This is a genomic window from Vibrio sp. CAU 1672 (assembly GCF_029223195.1).
Taxonomy (GTDB): Bacteria; Pseudomonadota; Gammaproteobacteria; order Enterobacterales; family Vibrionaceae; genus Vibrio.
Map to the genome: position 1 here is coordinate 1 of NZ_JARHUF010000006.1, position 24,601 is coordinate 24,601.

At 46.5% G+C, this 24,601-nt stretch carries 19 protein-coding genes and 2 tRNA genes; 9 read left to right on the plus strand and 12 right to left on the minus strand.

The genetic code is table 11. From position 1 onward, the window contains the following. Positions 1-129 precede the first annotated feature (129 nt). The 4 genes from P2G85_RS07515 to P2G85_RS07530 are packed head-to-tail and all read right to left on the minus strand — an operon-like array spanning position 130 to position 7,231. Positions 130-3,354, minus strand: coding sequence for a type I restriction endonuclease subunit R (locus P2G85_RS07515; RefSeq protein WP_275863488.1), 3,225 nt, complete (start codon positions 3,352-3,354; stop codon positions 130-132). A 16-nt stretch (positions 3,355-3,370) separates the two neighbouring features. Then, positions 3,371-4,300, minus strand: a complete 930-nt coding sequence (locus P2G85_RS07520; protein WP_104976522.1) for an HrgA protein — start codon at positions 4,298-4,300, stop codon at positions 3,371-3,373. Then, complete coding sequence (locus P2G85_RS07525) at positions 4,300-5,538, minus strand: restriction endonuclease subunit S (RefSeq protein WP_275863489.1); 1,239 nt, start codon at positions 5,536-5,538, stop codon at positions 4,300-4,302. Before P2G85_RS07525 ends, P2G85_RS07520 begins: the two co-directional genes overlap by 1 nt. Beyond that, positions 5,528-7,231 (minus strand): class I SAM-dependent DNA methyltransferase, encoded by a 1,704-nt coding sequence (locus P2G85_RS07530; protein ID WP_275863490.1) that lies wholly within the window; start codon positions 7,229-7,231, stop codon positions 5,528-5,530. The genes P2G85_RS07525 and P2G85_RS07530 overlap by 11 nt, the downstream gene beginning before the upstream one ends. A gap of 391 nt (positions 7,232-7,622) precedes the next feature. Between P2G85_RS07530 and P2G85_RS07535 the strand changes: the two genes are divergently transcribed. From P2G85_RS07535 to P2G85_RS07545, 3 genes are all read left to right on the plus strand, one after another. Next, positions 7,623-8,501 (plus strand): hypothetical protein, encoded by an 879-nt coding sequence (locus P2G85_RS07535; RefSeq protein ID WP_275863491.1) that lies wholly within the window; start codon positions 7,623-7,625, stop codon positions 8,499-8,501. Between the two features lie 66 nt (positions 8,502-8,567). Continuing rightward, positions 8,568-9,359 (plus strand): hypothetical protein, encoded by a 792-nt coding sequence (locus tag P2G85_RS07540; protein WP_275863492.1) that lies wholly within the window; start codon positions 8,568-8,570, stop codon positions 9,357-9,359. Between the two features lie 245 nt (positions 9,360-9,604). Further along, positions 9,605-11,272, plus strand: a complete 1,668-nt coding sequence (locus P2G85_RS07545; RefSeq protein WP_275863493.1) for a DUF4145 domain-containing protein — start codon at positions 9,605-9,607, stop codon at positions 11,270-11,272. A 121-nt stretch (positions 11,273-11,393) separates the two neighbouring features. Here P2G85_RS07545 and P2G85_RS07550 read toward each other — a convergent pair whose 3' ends face one another. Next, positions 11,394-12,356, minus strand: a complete 963-nt coding sequence (locus tag P2G85_RS07550) for a hypothetical protein (RefSeq protein ID WP_275863494.1) — start codon at positions 12,354-12,356, stop codon at positions 11,394-11,396. Between the two features lie 549 nt (positions 12,357-12,905). Here P2G85_RS07550 and P2G85_RS07555 point away from each other — a divergent pair. After that, positions 12,906-12,982: transfer RNA gene (locus tag P2G85_RS07555), tRNA-Arg, on the plus strand. 1 nt (position 12,983) lies between these two features. Here P2G85_RS07555 and P2G85_RS07560 read toward each other — a convergent pair. Further along, positions 12,984-13,133: a hypothetical protein gene (locus tag P2G85_RS07560; RefSeq protein ID WP_275863495.1), complete on the minus strand. Its 150-nt coding sequence runs from the start codon at positions 13,131-13,133 to the stop codon at positions 12,984-12,986. A 285-nt stretch (positions 13,134-13,418) separates the two neighbouring features. Between P2G85_RS07560 and P2G85_RS07565 the strand changes: the two genes are divergently transcribed. Both P2G85_RS07565 and P2G85_RS07570 read left to right on the plus strand, forming a co-directional pair. Then, entirely contained in the window at positions 13,419-13,667 is a 249-nt protein-coding gene (locus P2G85_RS07565) for a hypothetical protein (RefSeq protein ID WP_275863496.1), read from the plus strand. Positions 13,668-13,758: 91 nt separating this feature from the next. Further along, positions 13,759-14,643, plus strand: coding sequence for a LysR family transcriptional regulator (locus P2G85_RS07570; protein WP_275863497.1), 885 nt, complete (start codon positions 13,759-13,761; stop codon positions 14,641-14,643). 126 nt (positions 14,644-14,769) lie between these two features. Here P2G85_RS07570 and P2G85_RS07575 read toward each other — a convergent pair whose 3' ends face one another. Continuing rightward, positions 14,770-16,065 (minus strand): hemolysin family protein, encoded by a 1,296-nt coding sequence (locus P2G85_RS07575; protein WP_275863498.1) that lies wholly within the window; start codon positions 16,063-16,065, stop codon positions 14,770-14,772. Between the two features lie 213 nt (positions 16,066-16,278). On the opposite strand from P2G85_RS07575, the gene P2G85_RS07580 reads away from it, so the two are divergent. Then, positions 16,279-17,487: a DEAD/DEAH box helicase gene (locus P2G85_RS07580; protein ID WP_275863499.1), complete on the plus strand. Its 1,209-nt coding sequence runs from the start codon at positions 16,279-16,281 to the stop codon at positions 17,485-17,487. Positions 17,488-17,571: 84 nt separating this feature from the next. Here P2G85_RS07580 and P2G85_RS07585 read toward each other — a convergent pair whose 3' ends face one another. Continuing rightward, positions 17,572-19,170, minus strand: coding sequence for a BCCT family transporter (locus P2G85_RS07585; RefSeq protein ID WP_275863500.1), 1,599 nt, complete (start codon positions 19,168-19,170; stop codon positions 17,572-17,574). A gap of 461 nt (positions 19,171-19,631) precedes the next feature. After that, positions 19,632-19,708: transfer RNA gene (locus P2G85_RS07590), tRNA-Pro, on the minus strand. 200 nt (positions 19,709-19,908) lie between these two features. On the opposite strand from P2G85_RS07590, the gene P2G85_RS07595 reads away from it, so the two are divergent. Further along, positions 19,909-21,381, plus strand: a complete 1,473-nt coding sequence (locus P2G85_RS07595; RefSeq protein WP_275863640.1) for a protein adenylyltransferase SelO — start codon at positions 19,909-19,911, stop codon at positions 21,379-21,381. A gap of 41 nt (positions 21,382-21,422) precedes the next feature. Here the strand turns inward: P2G85_RS07595 and P2G85_RS07600 are convergent, their stop codons facing one another. From P2G85_RS07600 to P2G85_RS07610, 3 genes are all read right to left on the minus strand, one after another. Then, positions 21,423-22,058 (minus strand): cytochrome b/b6 domain-containing protein, encoded by a 636-nt coding sequence (locus P2G85_RS07600; RefSeq protein ID WP_275863501.1) that lies wholly within the window; start codon positions 22,056-22,058, stop codon positions 21,423-21,425. Positions 22,059-22,069: 11 nt separating this feature from the next. Further along, positions 22,070-23,650 (minus strand): tetrathionate reductase family octaheme c-type cytochrome, encoded by a 1,581-nt coding sequence (locus P2G85_RS07605; RefSeq protein ID WP_275863502.1) that lies wholly within the window; start codon positions 23,648-23,650, stop codon positions 22,070-22,072. A gap of 154 nt (positions 23,651-23,804) precedes the next feature. Continuing rightward, on the minus strand, positions 23,805-23,990 hold the full coding sequence (locus P2G85_RS07610; RefSeq protein ID WP_275863503.1) for a hypothetical protein: 186 nt from the start codon (positions 23,988-23,990) through the stop codon (positions 23,805-23,807). A 246-nt stretch (positions 23,991-24,236) separates the two neighbouring features. On the opposite strand from P2G85_RS07610, the gene P2G85_RS07615 reads away from it, so the two are divergent. Beyond that, positions 24,237-24,437 (plus strand): hypothetical protein, encoded by a 201-nt coding sequence (locus tag P2G85_RS07615; RefSeq protein ID WP_275863504.1) that lies wholly within the window; start codon positions 24,237-24,239, stop codon positions 24,435-24,437. Positions 24,438-24,601 lie beyond the last annotated feature (164 nt).

The window sequence follows — 24,601 nt, forward strand, 5'->3', positions numbered from 1 at the left end:
TGCTAGTATGAAGCATGAGAGTTACCTCTTATTGTCTTTGATTACAGATTCAGCACCTTTAATCAAAGTGGGTAACTCTCTTCTTTTCAAATTGAAGTGTCAGATCTAGTCGGAACTAATACATGTAATTTATTGATACCATCCATCAGCCAGTACTTCAGCTTGATCGAGAACTAGCTTAATCGCCTCTTCAGCCGCATCAGGTGGATATTTCCAGCGACGCAATAGACGACGTACAAGGTTGCGCATCCGAGCACGCACGCTTTCTCGTTTCTGCCAATCTACAGTAGCGGACTTACGCAGTTGGTGAGTGAGTTCAATGGCTAGTTGGCGAAGGTTGTCATCGCCTAGGGTTCGCACAGAAGCTTCGTTGGTGACCAATGCACGGTAAAACGCTATTTCATCAGTAGATAGGTTGAGCTTATCCATCATCTCAGCGTCAGCCTGCATCTCTTTAGCCCACTGGATCAGCTCTTCAATTACCTGCGCGGTTTCAATGTTGCGATTATGATATTTCTGCAAAGTCGACATAATACGGTCGGAATATTTCTTTTCCTGCACTACATCGTTTTTCATCCGTGCTTTGACTTCATCACGCAGTAATTTCTCCAGTAACTCGACCGCGAGGTTCTTCTCCTTCATATGTTTTACATCTTCGAGAAACTCTTCCGATAGCAAACCGATATTGGGTTTATCTAAGCCAACGGTTTTGAAGATGTCATCGACTCCGTCTGCCACAATTGCATTGTTTAGGATCTGGCGCAAAGCAGAATTACGCAATTCATCACTACGCTTTTTATCAACTGTCGAGTGTTTTAAGAAGGCGGTCTTGATCGCTCCATAAAAGGCAATTTCGCTCTTATAGCCGTCCACTTCATCCAAGGTATTACACAGAGAGAAGGCTTTCATAAGCGCTGCCATGACATCAAGAAAACGGCGTTTGCCATCACGAACTTCTTCGCCTTTGATGTTGCGGTGTGAGAGACCAGATATATGGTTCACGGCTCCCGGAAGCAGTTGCAGAGGTTTGGTTTCAAAATCTGGACGATAGTTGAATACATCACCATCGACGGGCGTGGCAAACATACCGCGAATCACGTCTATTTTTTCCATGAAGACAGCGAAAGCTTCAGCGGTGTCGACGGTAGGCTGACCTTTCCCTTGACTGTTGGTATAGGTCTTGAGTGCGTTTTTAAGTTCATTGGCAATACCAATATAGTCAACAACCAAACCTCCGGGCTTATCTTTAAACACACGATTCACACGCGCTATCGCCTGCATAAGGTTATGACCTTTCATTGGCTTGTCGATATACATGGTATGACAACAAGGCGCATCAAAACCTGTTAGCCACATATCACGGACAATGACCAATTGCAGTTCATCACTGGTGTCTTTATAGCGTTTCTCGAACAACTTCTTGGTCTTCTTATCATGAATATGAGGCTGCATTTTGGCTTTATCAGCGGCGCTGCCTGTCATAACAATTTTAATTGCACCTTTGTTTGGATCTTCGCTATGCCATTCGGGTTTGATAGCCACAATGGCATCGTATAAATCCACACAAATCTCGCGACTCATGGCAACGATCATTGCCTTGCCCGGAAAGGTTTCACAACGAGTCGTAAAATGCTCTACCAAATCTTGGGCAACTTGTTTTATTCGCGGCTCCGCACCAACGAGTTTTTCGAGAGCTGACCATTGTGATTTTATTTTCTCGCGACTTTCCGTTTCTTCATCTTCGCCAATTTCCTCTTCGACCTGATCGTTAAGCGCTTCGATTTCATCTTGATTAATATCGAGCTTGGCTAAACGAGATTCGTAATAAATCGGCACAGTTGCGCCATCATCCACCGCATCTTGAATATCGTAAATAGAGACATAATCACCAAAGACACCACGAGTATCTTTGTCATCTAGTGATATTGGCGTACCTGTAAAACCAATAAAAGCAGCATTCGGCAAGGCATCACGCATGTATTTGGAGTAGCCATAGACATAACGCTGATCAATCACATTGCCATCCTCGTCTTTGACATCAACAAGACGAGCTTTGTTGCCATACTGACTGCGGTGCGCCTCATCGGAAACCACTACGATATTCGAACGTTCAGAAAGGATCGGATGCGTCATTTCTTCATCGAGTAATGCAAATTTTTGTACGGTTGTGAAGATAATGCCACCGGACTGACGATTAAGAAGTAAATCGCGTAATGAATCACGATCTTCAGCCTGTTGAGGGATTTGCTTCAACGTTTCTTGCGCCATGGTGAAGGTATTAAATAGCTGGCCGTCTAGGTCATTACGGTCGGTAACCACTACTAAGGTTGGGTTATTCATCTCTGGTTGTTGCAACAATTTACTCGCGTAACAGACCATCGAAATACTTTTTCCACTGCCCTGAGTATGCCAAACCACGCCTGCTTTTTTGCTTCCGGGCACCACCGTATTGGCATAGTTTGCTCGTGGCTCGGTGACTTGGTCAGAGGTTGTGGCCGCGATAACAGTCGCTTTCACCGCAGCACGCACGGCATGGAATTGGTGATAACCTGCGATTTTTTTGATGATCTTGTCGCCATCATTTTCGAACAATACGAAGTAGCGAATGTAATCGAGCAACAATTCCGGCTTAAAGAAGCCACGCACAATGGTCTCTAATTGGAATTCGAGTAACGGCTTATCGTCTTCGTCCTCGATGGTTTTCCATGGCAAAAAGCGCTCTTTATTAGCCGTTAACGAACCGACTCGCGCCGTCCAACCATCAGAAATGACTAACGCCTCATTGAACACAAAGAGATCAGCGATTTCTTCTTTGTACGTTTGAATTTGATTGTAAGCATTCCAAATGTCGGCGTGATCATCGGCGGGATTTTTCAATTCGATGACAGCCAAAGGCAAGCCATTGATAAAGACAATTACATCTGGTCTACGATTGACTTTGGTGCCCGTGATGGTGAACTGATTGACCACTAAGAATTCGTTATTCTCGCGGTTCTCAAAATCAATTAAGCGAACATGAGTATGTTTGCTCACCCATTGTTCTTGCTCCATTACCGAGTATTCAACAGGTACACCTTCGATTAAATATTGGTGAAAGAGTTTGTTGTTTTTAATCAGTACAGGCGTTTGCGGCGTGGCAACGGTTTTCGCTACTTCGATTAAGGTGTCACTGGGTACAGTAGGATTCAACGTTTCTAATGCTGACACTAAACGTGCTTGTAGCGTGACCTGCTGATAGTTTTCACGCTCGGGTGTGTCACCATCCGGTGCGATGTCATAGCCATTTTGGTATTGGTAGCCTAGCTCTTTAAACCAATCGAGGCATTGTTGTTCTAGTTGGTCTTCAGTAATCATTAAGCCTTTATCCTTATTATTTATTCCATGCGCTCTTAATCAACCGTCCGGTTTGGTTATAAATACCAACCTGCTCAATATAATGGTGGAAATCCCTATTTTCAGAGACGATTCGGTTTGCAGATTGCCAATCCACGTTGACTCTCTCTTGAGCTGGAATGAGTATTTGGCTATCAAACAAAGATTCAGTATCCAGAATCAGCACGCCAATCCCGTGCAAGCTCGACAACATTTGCAGCTCACCTTCAACGTCGCTATTTAAGCCTGTGGCAACAAGATAGCCGAAATTGGCCCAACTCGAATTCGATACGGCTTGGAAAAAATATTTTCGTACATTGCCTTTGGTAAGATGTTTCTTCACTTCAAAAGACCAAAGTCGAACCGAGCTGTGATTCCCACTGCGCACACAGCTTCTCACAATTTCATCCCAACCTTGGTCGAGCGGCTCGAGCGCCACCACATCAGGATGTAACCAGTGATTGCCACCGTTGCCATGGGAGTTTTTAGATTTACGCTCGTCAATGCGCTGACAATAAAGACCCAAATCCTTGCTGAGGTACTCAATCAACATTGGGTAGAGATCGTGCTCGCTTAAGCTTTGCGGCACGAGAGGCGTATCGATGTCTGATTCATCTGCATCGCTAAGATCATCTTCCTGATGAGCAGGTGTAGGCTTCTGCTCCCAGTAATAAACCCGAGGTCTTGGTTTGTCACGAGTGGCGACATTAGGACAAACGATTTTCGCTCTTTCAGTGCGTTCTCCACCAATTTCTGCCGCGAGCTGGGCGATAAGCTTTTCTTCGGTGTTGTATCGCGGGTTTGCTTGCTTCTCAGCGATTTCTTCTGGATATCGAAGCACAAATTCTTTGGCTAAATCCCGAGCAGTAAACTTCTTGTCGGGGTTCGCCTTGAGCGTTTCGATAATCATTTCTACTCGGGTTGCCATTATTCGACCTCTGCTAATTCTTGAGCTTGTCCTAACTCGATTTCGCCGGAAAGCAATTTAGGAAGAAGAGTATCGCGTAGCTCTGAGAGAGACTTATTTTGTTCATTATTAGCGACCATCTTTTCAAACAGAGGAGTAACAATCTCTTCAAACTTCGCCAATACATCAGAGTCCGGATGACACACATTTGTTGAGTGTACAAAGTTACGATTTAGACTAGGTACTGCCGAACCAGAGTTTAAGGACTTTAGATCTAGTGAACGGAGTAAGTGGTAAGCATAATATGGCCCACATGTTCTAAACTCTCGAACATAAAGCGTTGTATTTAGTGGCCAATACTTATCAAGAGAGAGATATACATTCCCGATCACGCCACTTCGCCCAGTGATGATACCGGGAGGCTCCATTTTGAACTCATTGTGGGTACCATGATAACCGCCCGCAGCATAGACAGGATATTCCCCGTCTTGGCGTTTAGATTTTGGTAAATCGAACCCCCTGTGGAGTTCAAACAGCTTTGATAATTCACCAACACCCCAACCTTCAGGGATCAAGCCAAGCTCAGACTCAACTAGCTTTTCTGGGAAAAGCGAGGCAGTCTCGACATCTATGCCTTCCGGTTGCTCACCACGCATCTTGGCTTTGACCGGGTTGAAATCAACAAACCACGACTTGAAGATTGCTTGTGCCATGGCTTCTAGGGTTTGGTTGGTTCTGGAATTCAAACCAATTTTGGCATCAATTGCTGCTAAAAAAACGCCTATTTGTTGTTGAACTGGCAACGGTGGAAGCGGAAACTCCAAACCCGTAATATCTGTCTTTAACACTCTTGGGACAGTAGACCCTCGTGTACATGCTTCTAACTGAGATTGATTATGTGGGCCTAAAAGAGCATAGAGAAGAAAAGCTGAGTCAATGATATCGCCATTTCCCCTCAATGCCATGATACGACGGGTTATATGATACGTCTTATCTGTAGGAAAAGGGGCGACCTCACCAACTGGAGCTTCAGTCGTAATTAGTACATCACCTTCTTGAGGAAAACCTCTAGTTGTGACTTTTTCATACGTTTCTTGTGAAATATAAGAAACTTTATCTTTCAATACGCGACCATCTTTCACACTGGCAGCAGTAAGAACAGCTATACCTGTTTCTGACTTTGGTGGTGTTTTTCCTCGATAATCAATGATGGTTGAAAGAACATCATTTAAAACGACGACAGGCCATTCAGCACTCATAACCCAACCCCGCTAGATTCTTCTTAATCTCCGCTTCTAACGTTGCTGACTCTACAAACTGTTCGCTTAACTTAGCGGTTAGTGTTGCCATCTTCTCAGCAAAAGGAACACCATCATCCTCTTCCTCAGCAGCACCTACGTAACGCCCCGGAGTTAGAACAAAGCCATGCTTAGTGATTTCATCTAGCGTTGCTAACTTACAGAAGCCTGCTTGGTCTTCGTAGCTCACACCATTAATTTCTTCGCCTGTTTTCCAAGCGTGGTACAGGTCAGCAACTTTTTGGATATCTTCACGGGTAAAGTCACGCAGAACACGGTCTTTCATGTAGCCAAGATTACGTGCATCAATGAACAGCACTTCACCTTTACGGCTACGCAATTTACGCCCTGCCTTATCGGTACGAGCATCCTTGTTCTTAGTTAGGAACCAAATACACGCCGGGATCTGAGTGTTGGTAAAGAGTTGCCCCGGAAGTGCGACCATACATTCCACTAAATCATTCTCGATAAGGGCTTTGCGGATTTCGCCTTCATTATTGGTCGTTGAACTCATCGAGCCATTAGCCAATAGCAATGCTTGTGAGCCGTCTGGAGCAAGGTGATGAAGCATGTGCTGCATCCACGCAAAGTTTGCATTTCCTGCTGGCGGTTGACCAAATTTGAAGCGAGGATCGTTATCATCAACGCCCGTATTCCACTCTTTCATATTGAATGGTGGATTAGCCATGATAAAGTCAGCGCGTAGGTCAGGATGTTGGTCGTTGGTGTAAGTACTGGCAGGTTCCTTGCCAAAATCATAATCCAACCCACGGATTGCCATGTTCATCGCAGCAAGCTGCCATGTGGTGTAGTTGTATTCCTGACCGTAAATCGAGATTCTTTGTTTTTGCGTTAGCGGGTCAATATCTTTTTGGTTAGCGCGACGTTCAATAAATTTCTCTGATTGCACAAAAAAACCGCCGGAACCCATTGCTGGGTCATACACACGGCCTTCAAACGGTTCAATCATCTCAACAATCAACGAAACGATTGATGCAGGCGTGTAGAACTGACCGCCTTTCTTACCTTCAGCAAGAGCAAACTGGCCTAGGAAGTATTCGTAAATATGACCAAGAATATCTTTGCTGTTAAGTGACTTATGATTGAATGGAATAGTCGCGATTAGGTTAATCAGCTCATTAAGTTTTGCCTGATCAATTTTTAGAGCAGCATAGTGCTTGTTGAGTACACCTTTTAGCTTCTGGTTGTCGCGCTCAATGCCTTCCAGCGCGTTATCAATCAGATGCCCAACAGAAGTAATTTTCTTCGTCTTGCCATCAATCACTAAGTCCGCACCACCAATAACCATTGGGCCATTGTCTTGCAGGAACTTCCAACGAGATTCAGTAGGCAACCAAAACACGTTTTTCTCTTTGTAGTAATCGCGCTGTTCCAGCTCAATCGCGATTTCTTGTTCAAGTTCTTCAGCCGTGTAACCTTCAGGGTCGAGGAAGTACTCGTGATCAGGGTTAGCAAAGTCTTGTTTTAGCTCTTCTTGGCGCAGTATGAAGGCGTCAGACACGTATTTAACGAAAATTAAGCCAAGCACCGCATGTTTGTATTGAGAGGCATCGAGTGATGCACGGAGTTTGTCTGCGGCTGTCCAGAGCTTGCTTTCCAGCTCTTTAAGGAATAGTTGTTCTTGTTCGTTCATTGCTGATTTCTTGAGTTCGAAAAATTGGCCTTATGATACCAGTAGAATCACAAAAATCTTTATTTAATGACTATGTTAAATATGGTTATATGATGTAATTTGCATATTTTAGCAGTATGGAATCGAAGGAAGAGCATTGGTTGTTATTAACCTCGTAGAGCCAGTAAACACGTACCTGGCTGCTAGCTTTATTACAACGTTGATTTGAACGACCAAAAAATCAATAGGTTAAATGTTATTAATAAATTTACCGTTAATACTGATTTCGATGTCACGATAGATTCCCGTGTTGTAATGCGCCATAACGACTTGAGTTTCCGTCAAAATCGTCAGATTTTTCTTTGAAGGGAGTATATATTAATGCAACTCAATGCACTTAAGGATTAAAAGTATGTCAGATATGGCTTATCAAAATGTGTCGAAAGAAGAAATTGATGAACTAGAACACGAAAGACAAGAGTTACTGAACGACTTTAAAGAGCAATTGGCAGTGTTTTGTAAGTATCTAAACGTTGATATAGACCAACAAGCCGCTCTGCGATCGCTAGACACCAAAACCAGGCTCACACTTTCCTATCCATATTATGTCCCGGCACGAAAAGGGATTGTAAAGATATCGGCCACAGGGTACTTGAGCTCTAAAATGGTTGAGAAAGTTAAATCGACCACTAAAGATATTGTTAATGCGCTAGCCGCTAACATTGCAGATTCCTCCCAGAAACTGACATGTAACGACATTGCACTCAAAGGTTCAACAGAATCCATTGCCGAAAAATTGACTCAACGCTACCTGTTTGGTCATAGACGCTTTTATGACATTGAACCAATTCCTGACATTCCTACGTTGAGGAATCAGGATTTAAGTGCTTTGTCTGAATACTATCTTCTGGATCGAGTCGAGGAGCTTTACGCTGCAAAGTACCATCGGTACAGGTTGTGGGATGGAAGAGCTATTGCTTTATTTTCTAGCTATCTGTTTGATGTCAAAAGTGAATATCATGAGTTTTTTGATTCACCTAACTTAATACACCTATTGAGTGACAATCCAGAGCCAATCACAAAGAAATGGTTTAAAGATGAGTGCATCGAATGCTGGGGAGAACTTTATGCGGATGGGCCGATACGTTCTTATACCGAGCTTGCTTATCCAAATGAGAATGGTGTCATTTTTGAAGAATATATCCCATTGCCGATGGTAAGCGAGGATGTGTGGGACTCTCTTTACGAGCGTTACAAAAGTAAACTGGAAGAACATGTTAAATACTCCTAATGACACTGCAGATGTCACCCTTCCCGTCAAACTAAACAATAAATCGTCGATTAAAGGACAAAATATATGACAGCAACAATTTCGGTAAGCAAAAGTGCGATATTTGAATTAATCATGGCTGGGCTAGAAGCATACGCGGTAAAGCATGATGCTAATAAGAATATCTCAGTTGAAACGGCAGCTCACCTTTGGGGATACGTTAATAAGACACATCCGTTTAAATGCACGATAAATCATGTCTCTGTAGAGACATCTGCAGCGAGAAAACGCTCATCTGTTGCATTTAACCCGAAGTCTCTTTTGATAAAAAAAGACATCGCAACAGCATTCGGAGACCAGTATCAGTACATTGGCACCGCTCATTCTCATCCTTACTTGCGAGAAGAGGTCGTCGACGCGGCCATGATTAGAAATCGTAAACTGTATGAGTTATCTGATGCTGATCACCAATGTGAAGTCGGATGTCCAGAAGTTGAGGTCGCAGGAAAGTTATACAGCGTAGCTCTGATATTAACTGTCCATTCCATGCTTAAGGCAAATGATAGAAAAGATGGTTCTTGTATCGGCGAGCCACTTGTAGAATTCTCACTCGGTAATATCAAATGCTGGTTGTATGGCCGAGTGTTTGAGCATAAAAGTAAGGCTTCTTTGAATAGCGATGAGCGACAGGATTTTGAGCGCTATCAATTGGACATCGGAGACTTCTCGGACGATGAAATTCTTCCTGTTCCTAAAAATACCGTGCTAGAAAGTGACATCGTTCTTGATACGTTGTGTAAAGACTTTGGCAGATTAACATTTTCGGAAAATGAATCTGAATATGATGTAGCCGCTGTGGCAGAGCGTCGATGGGGATAACGTTGATGACGCTCGGCTCAGCTTGAGCTTGTTATTTGTTAGCGGCACTGTTACGGGTGCTGCTTTATCGTCTAAGGCACATTCTAAATATAAACATTTTGGTTATTAACTCTATGCGCTTCTGTCCCAATGCGACGTTATGAATCGATAGCCTTCTGTGCCAGAAAAGCTGTTATCATAGCTTCGGTATATTTTTCTATTATATTCAGATAGATTGGGACTTCAGACACAAGGCAATAATTAAGTTGAACACTCTAAATGATATTGAGTTCCTCAATAGCTTCGACGAGGAGATAGGACTAGAGTATGAGCGAGCGAAACGTCTTTACAAATTAGCTCCAATTCAAACGCTTATTATTCTCCGCGGATTGGCAACCAATATAAGTCTTTTGATGTTGACAGAGGTTGGTGAAGAGGAAAGGGATGCTGATCTATACGACCTAATAGTGAAGCTTCGCTCAACGAAATTCATCAACGGAAACATTATCGATAACCTCCATCAAATCCGGATAGCAGGAAACAAAGCTGCACATCCAGAACAATTCTCAGTAGAAGAATTTAATTTCAGTAACTTAGCTAAAGAAACACTATTGGTGCTATGCGACACAATCGAGCTAATACGAACTTCGTTTCAAGGCCGTGAGGCTGTTTCGTACGGATTTACTGAGTCTACTGAAACTGATTTAGAAGACATGACATACAGAGCTTTGTTTGCAAACGATCCTCAAGCGAAATTCGATGTAGCTACCGCTTTGATACAGAAACGCAATCAAAGGTTGTATGAGACCTTTAATAACGACACCGATCAAATGTTTGTGACATTTTGTGAAGAAGATGGAGATGAACTAAGAAATGCGCTCCACCTTTTGGAGTCAAGTTCGAACTACCGACACGCTGATAGCCAACTGATCCTAGGGCTTGCTTATATTGACGGTTTAGGCTGCGAAGTTGATATGGAAAAAGGCATTAACTGCCTGAGTGTCGCTGCATACGCAGACCATGATCTAGCCAAAGCATACTTTGGCTATTTTTTACTTGAGCTAGATGACAGAAGTGAAGAAGATACCCAAGAAGCATTAAGGTGTTTAGAGGAGTCCGCCCAAAAGCGCAACCCCTTAGCATTAAATGTCCTTAGCACAGAGTATGCTAGCGGGATTCTCGTAGAGAAAGACCTTGAACGGTCACTAGAACTACTGACTGAAGCGGCAAATTTAGGTTTTCCTGAATCACAATTTAAACTGGCTGAGTATTATCTTGATAAAAACAATCTCGATGACTACTGGTTATACATTAATCGCTCATTGTCAAATGGTCACGTACCTTCATTGCTTAGTGCGGGGCGGACATTAGCCCGTCAGTCTAGTGATAAAGAACAGCTAGGTGAAGCTCTTTCAAGTTATAGTAGATATATTGAAATAACGGATGACCCTATTGCTAGATTCGAATTTGGATTATTAGTTCTCAGACAAGCCGGAGATAATCCATATGAAATCAAAAAAGGCCTACAGGCGTTTGTATTTAGCTATCGAAACTCAGATTGCCCAACCAAGATCAAAAAAGAAATAGAAAAACTCTGTCCAAAGCACTTAAAGGTTCTAGGTAAATTTTTCATAAAAATGTCTTTTAGTGATAAAGAAGATAAAGATTGGACTGCGTTTTATTGTCAGTTTAATTCTGATGGGCACCCATTTAATTCACAGGAAACGATGTTAGATTCCATGCTGTCTTTATCCGAAAATCTACAAACATCTTCAGTTGAAGAAATAAATAATAAAGTAAATTCAGTATTTTACATTCCCAAAAGAGCTACCCCACCACAGGGCCAAAATCCCATTCATCACAAAATAGGGAGAAACAATATATGCCCTCTTTGTAACTCGGGAAAGAAATATAAACACTGTTGTGGTAGGTAGTTCTCCTGTTGTAACCAACCCCGATAACTTGAGAAAAACGACGTAGAGCGCTGCATCTAAGTCGCTTCTGTTCCAATCCAATCGGAAGGCAACACTTATTTTTAGCTGAAAGTGAATGTCACTATACTTGTTGCGCGATTCTTAACAGTGGTATCACAAAATCATGAAGTTGCTTCTCTATAGATTCTACTGTTGTTAGCGTACTCGGCAATATAGTTGACATTGGAGCCTCGATATCAACGACCGGATCTTTCCCATGAGTTCTGTCTACTGTCCTCTTACAAATGGATACTTCAGAACCAAAATCAAGTCGTTTCACGGCTTGATAAATATCTTCTTGCCTATTTGGATTCGCTGTAAGTCGAACAAGGAAACGTTCAGGCTTAATAGGATTCACGTAAACCGTACTAGCTAGATTTGCATTTTCATGCTCAAAATACCGCTCAACAATGTCACCAACGCCAATTTTCCAACCACCTTGTTGCGCCCGAACCTCCGTTGTTCCCCAAAACTTAGAGAAATTCTCACGTTGCTCTCTTGGTGCTTGACGAGATAAGTCACCAATTGTCGGGTTCGGTGGAACGAAACCCATATATTCAAAACCAGATTTAAGCTCTTGTACTAGCGGGTTGCTATCTCCAACCAACAAGTCGTAAAAATCCCGCCAAAGGAAGTGCGATTTATCTTCTGGTTTAAGGTATCTTGGATGATTCAAAACAGACGGTGATGGTGGCTTCAAACTAGTCCGGATATACATAACGCCGTCGACGTCGAGCTTAAGATAACGTTCTAGTTGCTGCAAATAGTCGGTATGCTCATTTCCTACCGTTTCCATAGCATCTAATTTGTTTTCACAAAGTAGGATGGTTTTGTCATCAAAGACCAACTTCATATCCGGTCGGCAGTTTGGATAAATACTTTGAGTCTCAACACTCACTAACTGCTTGGTACATTCTTGCCCAAACACAAGCTGGACAAAAGCGTTACTAAATTGATCAGATGAATTAAGACAAGCGGCAAAAAATTCGGTTAAGTGGTCTTCTCGGGCTTGGGTTAATTTTTGGGTGTTTCGAAACAGGCTCATATTTCGCTATGTGTTTTAAGTAATTAGCTATTTAGCATATGGCGATATCGTAAGAAATGCTGGGATGTTGAACGAATAACTCACAAATTTTTAGCGAAGCTGAATTGCTATTGTCCCGTATCGAGCTAAAGAATAAACCAGAGTTGAAACGTGATTCTTTAGTGCTCGGTGAGAGTCAAACACCGACTTCCTAACAAGTATCCGTTTCCTCGATAGCTAGGAAAGCTGTTGGCATAGCTTCCGTATTTATTTTTTCTGCTCAAATCGATAGTCAGAAGTGGAATAGTGGTGTTTCTGGCGTGGTTGATCGGAGAAGAGCTGAAGAATGGAAACCTGGTTTCTGTAATGGATGACTATCTGGCATCGACTAGTTCAGGTAAGCAAGTTAATTTTGATCTTTACCTGGAGATGAACAGCCTTGTGGCAAAGGTGAGGGTTACACAGTGAGATAAGTCTTGTTTGATTCTCCAGCACTTACCCTAGAATCAGTTGAAAGCTCAGGCACAGTCCTGTACGATTCATCCCGCGTGACTGTGCTTACAGTAGAAAGCGCCCTTAGCTCAGCTGGATAGAGCACGTCCCTTCTAAGGATGTGGTCGTAGGTTCGAATCCTACAGGGCGTGCCATTTATTCTAGAAAGCCCCGATAACTCAATGAGTTATCGGGGCTTTTGCGTTCTGGTGACACCATGGTTTCGCAGGTATGTCCATCTTGGCTGCGTCCTCCCCCCTGCATTTCCGCCTTCTGACGATGTTCAATGGACACCGGGAGCTTCATTGCCGCCTCGTCAGCCTCAGCCTTTTTATTCTTCGTAGCAAGGGCCGCCGGGGGGCGCTGCTTGCTAACCGGTTTAGCTCCAACGCCTGCCATTTTTTGGGGGGAAATGCCCCTCCAACCGAAGTTTTGAGTCTTATTTCTAGGTGTTAGTTTGTCATGGAATCTAATTACTACGAGCTGATTTTTTTAGTGAAGTAGAGTTGTTTACCCTACACAGGATAATAAAACCATGTTAAACAAGCGGCTGATATTGAGTCGTTCAACAAAGGCGGTCAGGGGCAGCGCATGACCAATGATTTTGGTAAAGATAGCGGTCTGATCGGCTCTTCTTACCAGTGGGATGCGGTTTTCTCTGACGGGGACATGTATAAAGCCGGCCTGAATGGGCAGGGTATCTATGTTTCACCTGAAACCGATACGGCTATTGTTTGGTTCTCAACCGCCTATCGTAACAGCTACTCTGCGGCGAGCTGTTGTCGAGCAACACTTCCGCTAATTGGCGCTTTCGCTAAGCGAGAGTTAAGCCGCAACTAGGGCCTTGCCCTTATCAGGCCGATACTACTTTTAAATAGTATCGGCCTTGGCTATATTGTGACTAAGCAAAACTAAATTATTGATAATTATTGTGTTTTCTATTGAGCAAATCCATACCTTCCGCCATGTCTACGCTTGTGGCTCATATATAAAAGCCGCACGCCTGATGGGTAGAGATCGAAGTACGATACGCGGCCATATTGTCGCCATGGAAGACATGATGAACACGACGCTCTTTACGGTTGAAGGCCGGCATGCCACACCCACGGCCGCTGCACACCGCTTGATCTCCCGGGCAATCAATCTTAGTAAACAGGCGGAAGATTTTGAACTGATAGCCCTCTCTGTCGATGAAAATGTCTCCAGCAGCCTGACGATCCTCTACGATGCGATGCTACCAGCAAAAATTATCACGGCCGTTGACCAGCAAGTGCTTGCCCAATATCCACATACTAAGCTCAACTGGCGTCAGGCATCGCGAAGCAGTGCTTATGCCGCGTTAGAGCAGGGCGAATGTCACTTTGCACTGATGGCATCTGAAAATAAGCCTATTACTCAAGCCCGGGTCGCTTCCATTCATTTGGGTTCCATCGCCTTTGGGGCATTTTGCCGTCCGGGAGCGTCGCTGGTTTCCGCAGAATCATTGAACGGCCTTCGGCTGAACGAACAGCTTTTTATCAGTACAACGGAGCAAGGCGATTTGTGTGGTACCCCCATCGCTAACGAATCTCGCTATGCCGGAAGCCTGCCTGTGCTGATTGCGCTGATGGACGATACACGCTGGGCTTCCCTGTCCAAGGAGCTGGCCAAGCCGTATGTCGATAGTGGCCAATTAGTGGAAATTAAGCTCAATGATCTGAGCCCTCGTTATTCCCAGGGGGTCTGCGCGTTTTATCCTTTGAGTAAAGAAAGCTCGCCGTATTTTCAGGCTTACGTTGAAATTCTGCGAAGTGTCTGTGATGAGCTTATGGTATGAGATGCTAAACCAAGGTCAGATGAACGGCGTGATCTGGGGGTAACTCTCCAACGCAGCCAACGGGTTGATACTAAAGTCGGCCTGATGAAGGTTTGCGCGTGATTTTCGCTATGAATATCTGCGATGTCATACATCAGGCGGCAGAGTCTGAGCAGTATGGGATACTTTTACTTTTAAAATACGGTTGTTTTTCATCGTTAGGATCTCAAAACGCCACTGTTGGTAGTCAATAATCTCCCCTTGTGCAGGGACGCGGTCGATCAGCCAGCTCAAAAAGCCGTTGAGGGTTTGGAATCGTTCACTCTCTTCTCCTTCCAGGCTGGTCACGCCAAGCTTGTGTTTAAGCTCATTGAGCGGGATCAGGGCATCCATCAGCCAGCTGCCATCGTCTAATTGTTGTGCCCAGATTTGTTGTGGTGCCGTGCCCAGCTCGCCGGCAATGGCCTCAAGCAGGTCGTAGTGGGTTACCAATCCTTGCAGGTCACCGTACTCATCGACAATAAATGCCATCTCAGTACTGGTACCATGCATGTAATTGAGCAGCGGTAAGCCTTTAATTGATTCCGGAACAAAACGCGGGCGCTGTAAATGTTTCATTAGTGTGGCGGGTTCGAGCCTTTGATATTCATCCAATAAAACTTTTGAAGAAATCGTGCCGATAATGTTGTCCAGGCCGCCACGACATACTGGCCAAACCGAGTGCCGCGTCTGGCGTAAACTGCTAAGCGCCTGTTCGATGGGCTGATCGACGTCCAGGTAGTGAATGTCGCCGCGCGGGGTCATTAGTGAAGAGGCGAAGCGGTCATTCAGGTGCAGCAGGTTACGGATCATTACTTGCTCTTGGGGTTCAATTGCGCCGGACTCAGAGCCTTCGCTGACGACGGCGAAGATATCCTCTTCAGTGACGATCTCATTTGGCGGATTTTGCTGACGGAACACTTTGAGCAGGGTATCGGTAGAAAAGGTCAGCAGCAGGACAAACGGGGTAGTGAGCTTCGCCAGCCAGTGGATCGGATAGGCGACAATCACCGCAATGGTCTCGGCGTTGTTTTGGGCAAACCGTTTGGGCACCAGCTCGCCAATCACGATGGCAAAATAGGTGATGACCGCGACTACACTGGTGGTGGCGACAATGATGGCCAGCTCTTTTTCCATCCCGCGGGCGAGGAGCCATTGCTGAAAGGGTTGTGATAAGGTGGCTTCACCAAAAATACCACTCAAGATCCCAATCGCGGTGATGCCAATTTGGATGGTTGAAAGAAACAGAGTGGGATCGCCTTTGAGTTTTAACGCCAGCTCTGCCGCAGAACTGTTCTCTGCGATCACTTTTAAGCGCCCCCTTTTTGCCGCCACCAGCGCGATTTCTGACATGGCAAACACGCCGTTCAGCATGATCAATCCAGCAAGCAACAAAACGTCCATGAGGTTATCCGGTGATGAGCATATTTTAAGAATAGCGGCCCGGTGCTGATTTTCGCGTGAAGTCGCACATAAATTGCTTTTTATCAGAGGCATAACCGACAGCAGAGCGTCACTTGTGGTTGGCCGAACAGTGAGTCGGGTCTGTTTGTGGATCTGTTACTCTGCCCGGATTCTGGTACACTACGCGCCCATTTCATCGAATGAGATATTTCTATGCCATTTTCCAAGCTGGGGTTAAGTGCTCCTATCGTTCAGGCGCTTACCGGGTTGGGTTACCAAAAGCCGACCACTATTCAGCAAAAAGCGATTCCGATTGTGCTGGAGGGGAAAAACCTGATTGCAGCGGCGCAAACCGGTACCGGTAAAACCGCCAGTTTTGTGTTGCCATTGCTGCAGCGGTTAAGTGGCAGAGAAACCCAGCGCAAAAAGCGCGCGCGGGCGATCATCTTAACTCCGACACGCGAGCTGGCGTTGCAGGTTCATCAGAGTATTGAAGCTTATGGCCAGCACCTGTCGCTGCGTTCGACCGCCATCTTTGGCGGGGTGGCGGCAGAACCACAAAAGCAAGCGCTGATCGAAGGTGTTGACATTGTCGTGAGTACCCCCGGCCGTTTGATTGATCTTTACGGGCAGCGTGCGATCCACTTTGATGAAGTTGAAACCCTGGTATTGGATGAAGCGGATAAAATGCTGGATATGGGCTTTATCGATGCGATTGACAAGATCATCGATCGTTTGCCTGTAGATGTACAAAGCCTGCTGTTTTCTGCCACGCTGTCGAACCCGGTACGCGATTTGGCCAAAAATGCGATCGTCAATCCGCAAGAGATCACCATTACCAAGCACAGTGCCTCCAAATCGAACATTAAGCAGTGGATTACCACGGTAGACAAAGATAAAAAATCTGCCCTGCTGAGCCATTTGCTTAACGAGCACCGCTGGTCGCAAGCGCTGATCTTTATTGAAACCAAACATGGCGCTGCCAAGCTGGTCAGCCAGCTGGAAAAACGCGGCATTCAAGCCGAGGCCTTTCATAGTGGCCGCAACCAGGCGGTGCGTCAGCAGTTGATTGAACGGTTCAAATCGGGCGAGATTCAGTACCTGGTGGCAACCGGGGTAGCGGCACGTGGTATCGACATTGATAACCTGCCGGTAGTGATCAACTACGACCTGCCTTATCCGGCGGATGAGTATGTGCACCGCATTGGCCGTACCGGCCGTGCCGATGCCGAGGGTGAGGCGGTGTCACTGGTATCGAAAGACGATTTCAAGAACTTGTGTATGATCGAAAGCCGGCTCGGGCATTTATTGCAACGTGTCGAGGTTGAAGGGTTTGCGCCACGAAAAGCGGTACCGATTTCGATCTTAAACTATGTGCCGAAGCACAAACGTAAGCCGCAAGCGGATAAACCGCCGCGCTAGCCAGGGCAAAAATAGCTCACAGACAGTAAAGAAGCCGCATGATAATGCGGCTTCTTGCTATCTGAATAACTGAGTTGAGGATGCTCAGGCTTTTGCGAGCCGTTTGGCTATGAACTGCGGTTCGGTGCGCATGCCCATCACTAAGCTGATACACATGGTCAGCAGAATAAAGGTAAACGGTAAACCGGTGGAAATGGTGCCGGCCTGCAGGGCCTGCATCGCCTCTGTGCCGCCAACCCAGAGCAATACTGCTGCTATGGCACCTTCGATGGTTGCCCAGAAGACACGCTGTGGCACCGGGGCATCCACTTTGCCACCTGCGGTGATGCTATCTATTACCAGTGAGGCAGAATCGGATGAGGTAATAAAGAATACCATGATCAAGACAATCGAAATAACCGACAACCACGTGCTCATTGGCATGGCTTCATAAGCATAGAAGAGTGACAAGGTGATATCACTCAGGCCATTGGTGCCCAGTTCGCCGACTTTGTTCATCACCTGATCGATAGCCAAGCCACCAAACGCCGACATCCAAATCAGGGTGATGGCGGTTGGGATCAGAATGACAGCGGTCAGGAACTCACGCACAGTGCGTCCTTTGGACACGCGTGCGATAAACATACCGACACATGGCGACCAGGAGATCCACCACGCCCAGTAGAAGACCGTCCAGCCGTGCATCCAGGTTTCGTCTTCCCGCCCGAGAGGGTTACTCAGCGGGATAATGTTTTCAATATAGCTCATCAAGGTGGTCGGGATGGTGCTTAGGGCAACAGCCAAACCGACAATAATCACAAAGAACAGCAGCGCGAATGCAACACCTAAATTGATGTTACTCAGGACTTTAACGCCACCATCGATCCCTCGCACGACAGAAACAACCGCAAGTGCGGTGACAAATGTAATAACTGTCAGCTGTAACCCAAGGCCATTGTCAATTCCCATTACATGGCTGATACCACTCGCAGCCTGCTGGGCACCAAAACCGAGTGAGGTGGCCAGGCCGAACAGCGTCGCAATCACGGTCAGAACATCAATCACATGGCCAAACCAGCCCCAGGTACGATCGCCTAACAGTGGGTAAAAGGCGGAGCGCATCGATAGCGGCAAGCCTTTGTTAAAGGCAAAAAAGGCCATTGAGAGGGCCACGACGGCGTAGATAGCCCAAGGATGTAAACCCCAGTGGAACATAGTGGCGCCGAGCGCAAGTTGGCGGGCTTCTTCAGTAAAAGGCTCAACACCTAATGGCGTTTCATACCAGCCGGTGAAATACGCAACCGGCTCAGCGACCCCCCAGAACATCAGGCCAATGCCCATCCCTGCGGCGAAGAGCATGGAGATCCATGACAGGGTTGAGTGTTCCGGTTTTGCTTGTTCACCGCCAAGCCGGATTTTGCCAAATGGTGAAAAGATCAGGCACAGGCAGAACACCAGAAAGGCGTTACCTGCCCACATAAAGATTTGGTCAAATGAGTTGATGATCTGCCATTTCATGCCGTCAAGGCCGGCTTTTGCCGTGGCAGGATCGACGATAAGAAGAGCGACCAAAAATAAAATGATCAGTCCGGCACTGGTACCAAAAACAGGGTTATGTACATCAAACCCCCATTTCTGAACGTTGTCCTGGCCGATCGTATAATCAGTATTTTCTATACTGTATTTATCCTTCGTTTTAGACATTGTTCCTCACAAACTGCTTAGAGCACTAATGAATTAATTGTGGCGCAATATAACACTCCTGAGCTTAAATGGCTAATTTGATGGCTTTTATCGCAATTTATGCAAATTAATATTTCATAAAACAATGTGTGCACGAAAGATATGAACTCAAATAATAAGAGTTCAAAAGGCTGAAGGGGAGGCTCCTGTTAAGTAACTCAGCCGGCTACAATCAAGGTAATGATGAAGTACCCGCTTGGGGTAGGGAGGTTGTCGGATAGAGGTGAAGCAAGCGTGGTTTTGTGTGGGCAGAGCAGGGCGGCGCTGGGGTTGTTGTCGTATTTTTAGCCAAATTTAAGCGACGGCTACAAAAAAGGGGGTGGGGCTTCCGCCGGTGATGAGTTTGGGCGATCGCAATCCAGGCAGGTTGCTTTACTCCAGATACAAAAAAAGAGAGCCGAAGCTCTCTTTTCTAAGGTGTATGGTCGGACTGACTGGATTTGAACCAGCGACCCCCGACACCCCATGACGGTGCGCTACCAGGCTGCGCTACAGTCCGATGTGCATAAGCTAAAACGAAAGGAGTCATTCGTCAAGCCCTTGTTTCAAAGCAATAAAGTTTATTTGAATCAATTGCATATTTTAGAACCGGTTTATGCGTGGCAAAAAACCTTATGGCTTGTCTGTGTTTGTTCCTGCTTAGCTGTGCTAGCGTAAGCCCTAGAACGATGGAAAGTGTTTTTGTGGGGTGGGATGATGATGTCGGTGTTGGGATCTGTACGGTTAAGTCAGCGCTATGCGGGGTTGCCTGATAGCTTTTATCGCTTGGTTAAACCTCAGCCACTACAAAACAGCCGCTGGGTGATCTGGAATGGGGCGTTGGCTGATCGGTTTCATTTACCCGAAAAGGCCGGGCACCCGGAGCTGCTCAAGATTTTTTCCGGGCAGTGTGTACCAGCGGTATTTCAACCGTTAGCAATGAAGTATGCGGGTCATCAGTTCGGGGTTTACAACCCGGATCTGGGGGACGGACGCGGGTTGCTGTTGGCGGAAATCCAACACCGTAGTGGTACCTGGTATGATATTCACCTTAAAGGTGCCGGGTTAACCCCTTACTCACGGATGGGGGATGGCCGCGCGGTGCTGCGCTCTACAGTGCGTGAATACTTGTGCAGCGAGGCCATGGCGGGCTTAGGCATACCGACCACCCGGGCGTTAGGCTTGATCACCAGTGACACCCTGGTGTACCGGGAAAGAGCGGAAAGCGGGGCGCTACTGATCCGGCTGGCTGAGACCCATCTTCGCATCGGCCATTTCGAACACTTCTTTTACACCAATCAGTTGGATGAGCTGCGGCTGTTGGCGGATAAAGTTATTGAGTGGCATATGCCAGAGTGCACGGCGGCGGCGAACCCGTATGCGGCGATGTTCGATAACATTGTCGAGAGCACCGCGACCATGATCGCCTATTGGCAGGCCTACGGGTTTGCCCATGGGGTGATGAATACTGATAATATGTCGATCCTCGGGCAGACGTTCGACTACGGGCCATTCGGCTTTTTGGATGATTATGAGCCCGGTTATGTTTGTAATCATTCCGATTACCAGGGGCGCTACGCATTTGATCAACAGCCCCGGATAGCATTGTGGAACCTGTCGGCGCTGGCACATGCCCTTTCTCCGCTGGTGGTGCGGCAGGATCTGGAAAGCGCATTGAGCCGCTTTGACGTTCATTTAACTCGGGTGTTCAGCCAGTTAATGCGCCGTAAACTGGGGCTACACACCAAGATGGCCGATGACGGCCGCTTATTCGAAGCGATGTTTGATCTACTGGAAAACAATCACACTGATTACACCCGTTTTTTCCGCGAAATTTCGAATTTGGATCGTCAGGCACAGCACAATGTGACCGATTTGTTTATTGACCGTGAAGCCGCTTCTGCCTGGCTGGTGCGCTACCTGGCACGTTGTGAGCTGGAAGTGGACGCTCAGGGGCAACCTGTCCCAACCGCGCGGCGATGTGAACAGATGCGCCAGGCCAATCCGAAATACATATTACGTAACTACCTGGCGCAGCAGGCGATCGAGCAGGCAGAGGCGGGGGATTTTAGTCAGGTGGCGCAACTCGCTGAGTTACTTAAGCGGCCTTTTGATGAACAGCCAGAATATGAACACTATGCTCAGTTACCTCCTGAGTGGGGTAAGAAAATGGCCATCAGCTGTTCATCATAATGGCAACCGGGAAGCGATGCCCCTCCCGGCTGGGTTGCCCATTACTGGTTTTGGTCTGATGGTGGGGAAGTTCTCGCTGAGCTTACTTCATCGGTCTCCTCATACCCCCTCAGCATGGTTTTAATATGTGCCAGCGGTGTATCTCCGGTGGTTGTCATGTATACATGACCGATTAGGAACGCCAGGATCAGGAATGCCGCGATTAAGTGCAAAGTCGCAATCATACCCAGTGATAACATGCCTAGCCCCCAGCTTTCCCATTGGGCGTAGAAAAGCAGCAGTAGGCCTGTCACCCAAATCACCGGTGCCATCAACAGTTTCCAGGTTAGATAGGCCATGCGTTGCAGTGGGTTGTGCTTTCTTTGCACCGACGGGTGGAACGGGTAGGGGGCTCCTTTGAAGATGCCAGAGGAGTAATAACGTAGCATCGTGCTGATTTTGTCAGGTGTTGGGAGATATTGCCGCCACTCGCCGGTGGTAAAGTGCCAGAAGATGGCAAATACCCACAGCCCCATCAGCATAAATGCACAATATTCATGCCAAAGCACCGCCCGGCCAAAGCCAAGCAGCTTGTATGAGCCGTGTATTTCGAACCCGGTGATAAGCATAAAGATCATCAGTAGTGATTGGCTCCAATGCCAAAAGCGTTCAAATCGTTTGTATAAGACTACTTTCATCGCTTCGCTCCTTATGTGTTATTACGGCGAGCCAAAATTCTGAACAAGCCATGGCAAAGTGAGATCACTAAGGTAAATATCACGACGGTCCAGCCTAAACTGTCGATCCAGTCATTCGCGGACTGTGCCGGAATGTAAAAACCGGAGAGTTTCGTTAATCGGCCATTTGCGTTGTGGCAGTCAGCACAGCGGAGCGCTTTGTCTTTCGGGGCCACCATGTGTACGATTGGGAAGTGGTATCGGGTATCCACAAACGTCAGTTCACCACTGTAGTTTTGCTCTGAGGCTTGCATACCGGCAACGGCCGCTTTTTGCCAGTCAAAATGCTTCCAGAAGGCATTACTGTCTTTACCAAATAAGTGTGGTGTCACCATCAAATGGTTTTCGCTGTCATAAGGTTGTTTGCTACGCATGATTTTAAACGGCCACACGCGACTGTCTTTATCACCACATGCTCCTTGTGGCATGGTTAGTGCGATAACGCCATTGTCATCGGGGTAAACCTGCTCTCCGAGTACGGTATAGCTCATGTCGCCGTTGAAACAGGCATAGTCCGGCGTGACGTTACGTTGCCAGGTGAAATGACCTTTTTTCGGGGTAAAAGTAACGTAGCCTTCGTTGTCCTTGGTGGTCTTCTGCGATTTGTCACCGGCTGTTGACCAGTCCCATCCTGTTTTGGTTTTACGCTCGCGAGCATACTCCGGAACATGACAAGTCGAACACGCGATGCTGCTGACGTGCTCATTTAGCCGGTTGGCCAGCCTGTTGCCTTGATGCGGGGTAAGGCCATGACAGGATTCACAAGAAGCCCGGTTTTGATCCCCGTGTCCGGGGTAGTCGATACCGTCCAGATCTTTGGCATTGATCTGATAACGGGATCCGGCAGTGTTGTGGCCACTGGTAGTATGGCAGTCATGACAGGCAAACCCTGCTCCGTCTGAGGACATATGCACATCCAGATCACGAGAGGGGTGGAGTAAGCTGGAGTCAAGGTCGCCATGTTTTACGCCATCGCCGCCCCCGCCGTAAAAATGGCAAGAGCCACACGTCGCTTTGCTTGGGCTCCCAACGCTTTGTGCGGCGTTGGCCAGGTCGACGGCCGGAAGTGTTTTACCAGAGCCTTTAGGCCACTCTTTATCTTGATAATTGGGGTGGCCGGCATCGGTGGGGAACTTGCGATATTGGCCTGAATTATCGTGACAGGCGAGGCAGTCAACATTGCGTTGTGAGGTAAAATCAAACGTGTTGTCCCGCCAGCCATATCCGATATGGCAACTGGTACATCGAGGTTCATTCGATGCGGTTGAGATACAGAAGTTGTTGATAACTTGTTTTTTGCCCACCACTTTGTCTCCGAACCCGGCGTCAAAGGCCCATGTCCAGTGGGTGGTCTGATGGATTTGTTTGGCGGCTTCTGTGTGGCATTCCAGACAGGCCTGTGTCACCTCCGGTCCTGTTGAAAATGGTTTTTGCAGTTCACTGAACTGGGAGTGGTCTGCGGTTGATAGGGTACTTTGCGCAACTAGCGCTGAACTCCATCCACAGGCGCATATGAGTAAAGTTAAAAATGTACAGCGCAAAATCCGGCTCATATTAGCATTCCTTTATTAAGCGTCACCTAACGTTTAGGAGGGAGTTGGTAAATAATCCACATTTATTCTGTGGTTTATTGAGCTTAATCAATGGATAATGGTCAGGTGTAAAGAACCGTGACGGTTATTCTGATACCAAAGGAAGCGTTGTCGCTCACACCTCTTCGTCGATCGGTTTATGGCCGTGACGGCGGGGAGAGCGGGCAACCCGCCGTTCATACCCTAGCCAGTGTATCTTGTTGCGCCGTCGCTCCTTTTGGGAGCGGCGCTCCTGTAGGTACAGGCCGTCGACCAGGACAGTGTCAAGGATCATAGGAATGCGGATTTTTTCATTGATCATCGGCAGTCCCCCTGTTTTAACCAAGTTTATATAAGTTTAGACCGTGGCTTAGCATATTGGCGTTGGGTGAGGTGTGACCACAAGGTAACGGTAAAGTCAGTCTGCTGGTGCAGACTTTGGTCGCGACGGTGCCAGACCTATTGTCCGCCTGAGTGAGATCGCGCACATTAAGTAGAAGGTGAAAAAAATCAGTAAAATACAACCAGGTTGCGACAGACTTACGCTCTCACGCTTTTCTGCAAAGAAATGTTAATAGTTTGTAGGCGTGATTGGCGAAATAGTTTCCAATTCTGCGGAATAAAACAAGAGCAAGATCTCTTTTTACGCTTTTCAACAAAAAAAGCTGTCGATTCTCTTGAAAAAGTCGCTATTGTCCCCATTCTAGATAGGGCGGGCCGGGAACAGCACAAAATTGGTCAAATTTGTGGTGGGTCTTGGAGAATTTAGTACAGAGTCTGCACACATAGTGGCGATTGGCTCGACAGGTTAGCAACAGATCGCTAGAATGTCGCGTCTAAAAATTCTGTCCTGAGGCTAATAGGAGATACCTTTGGTGCAAAACGCCGAAGATATCACTGATTAGTCCGGTGCTGACTATCAGCGTCGATACT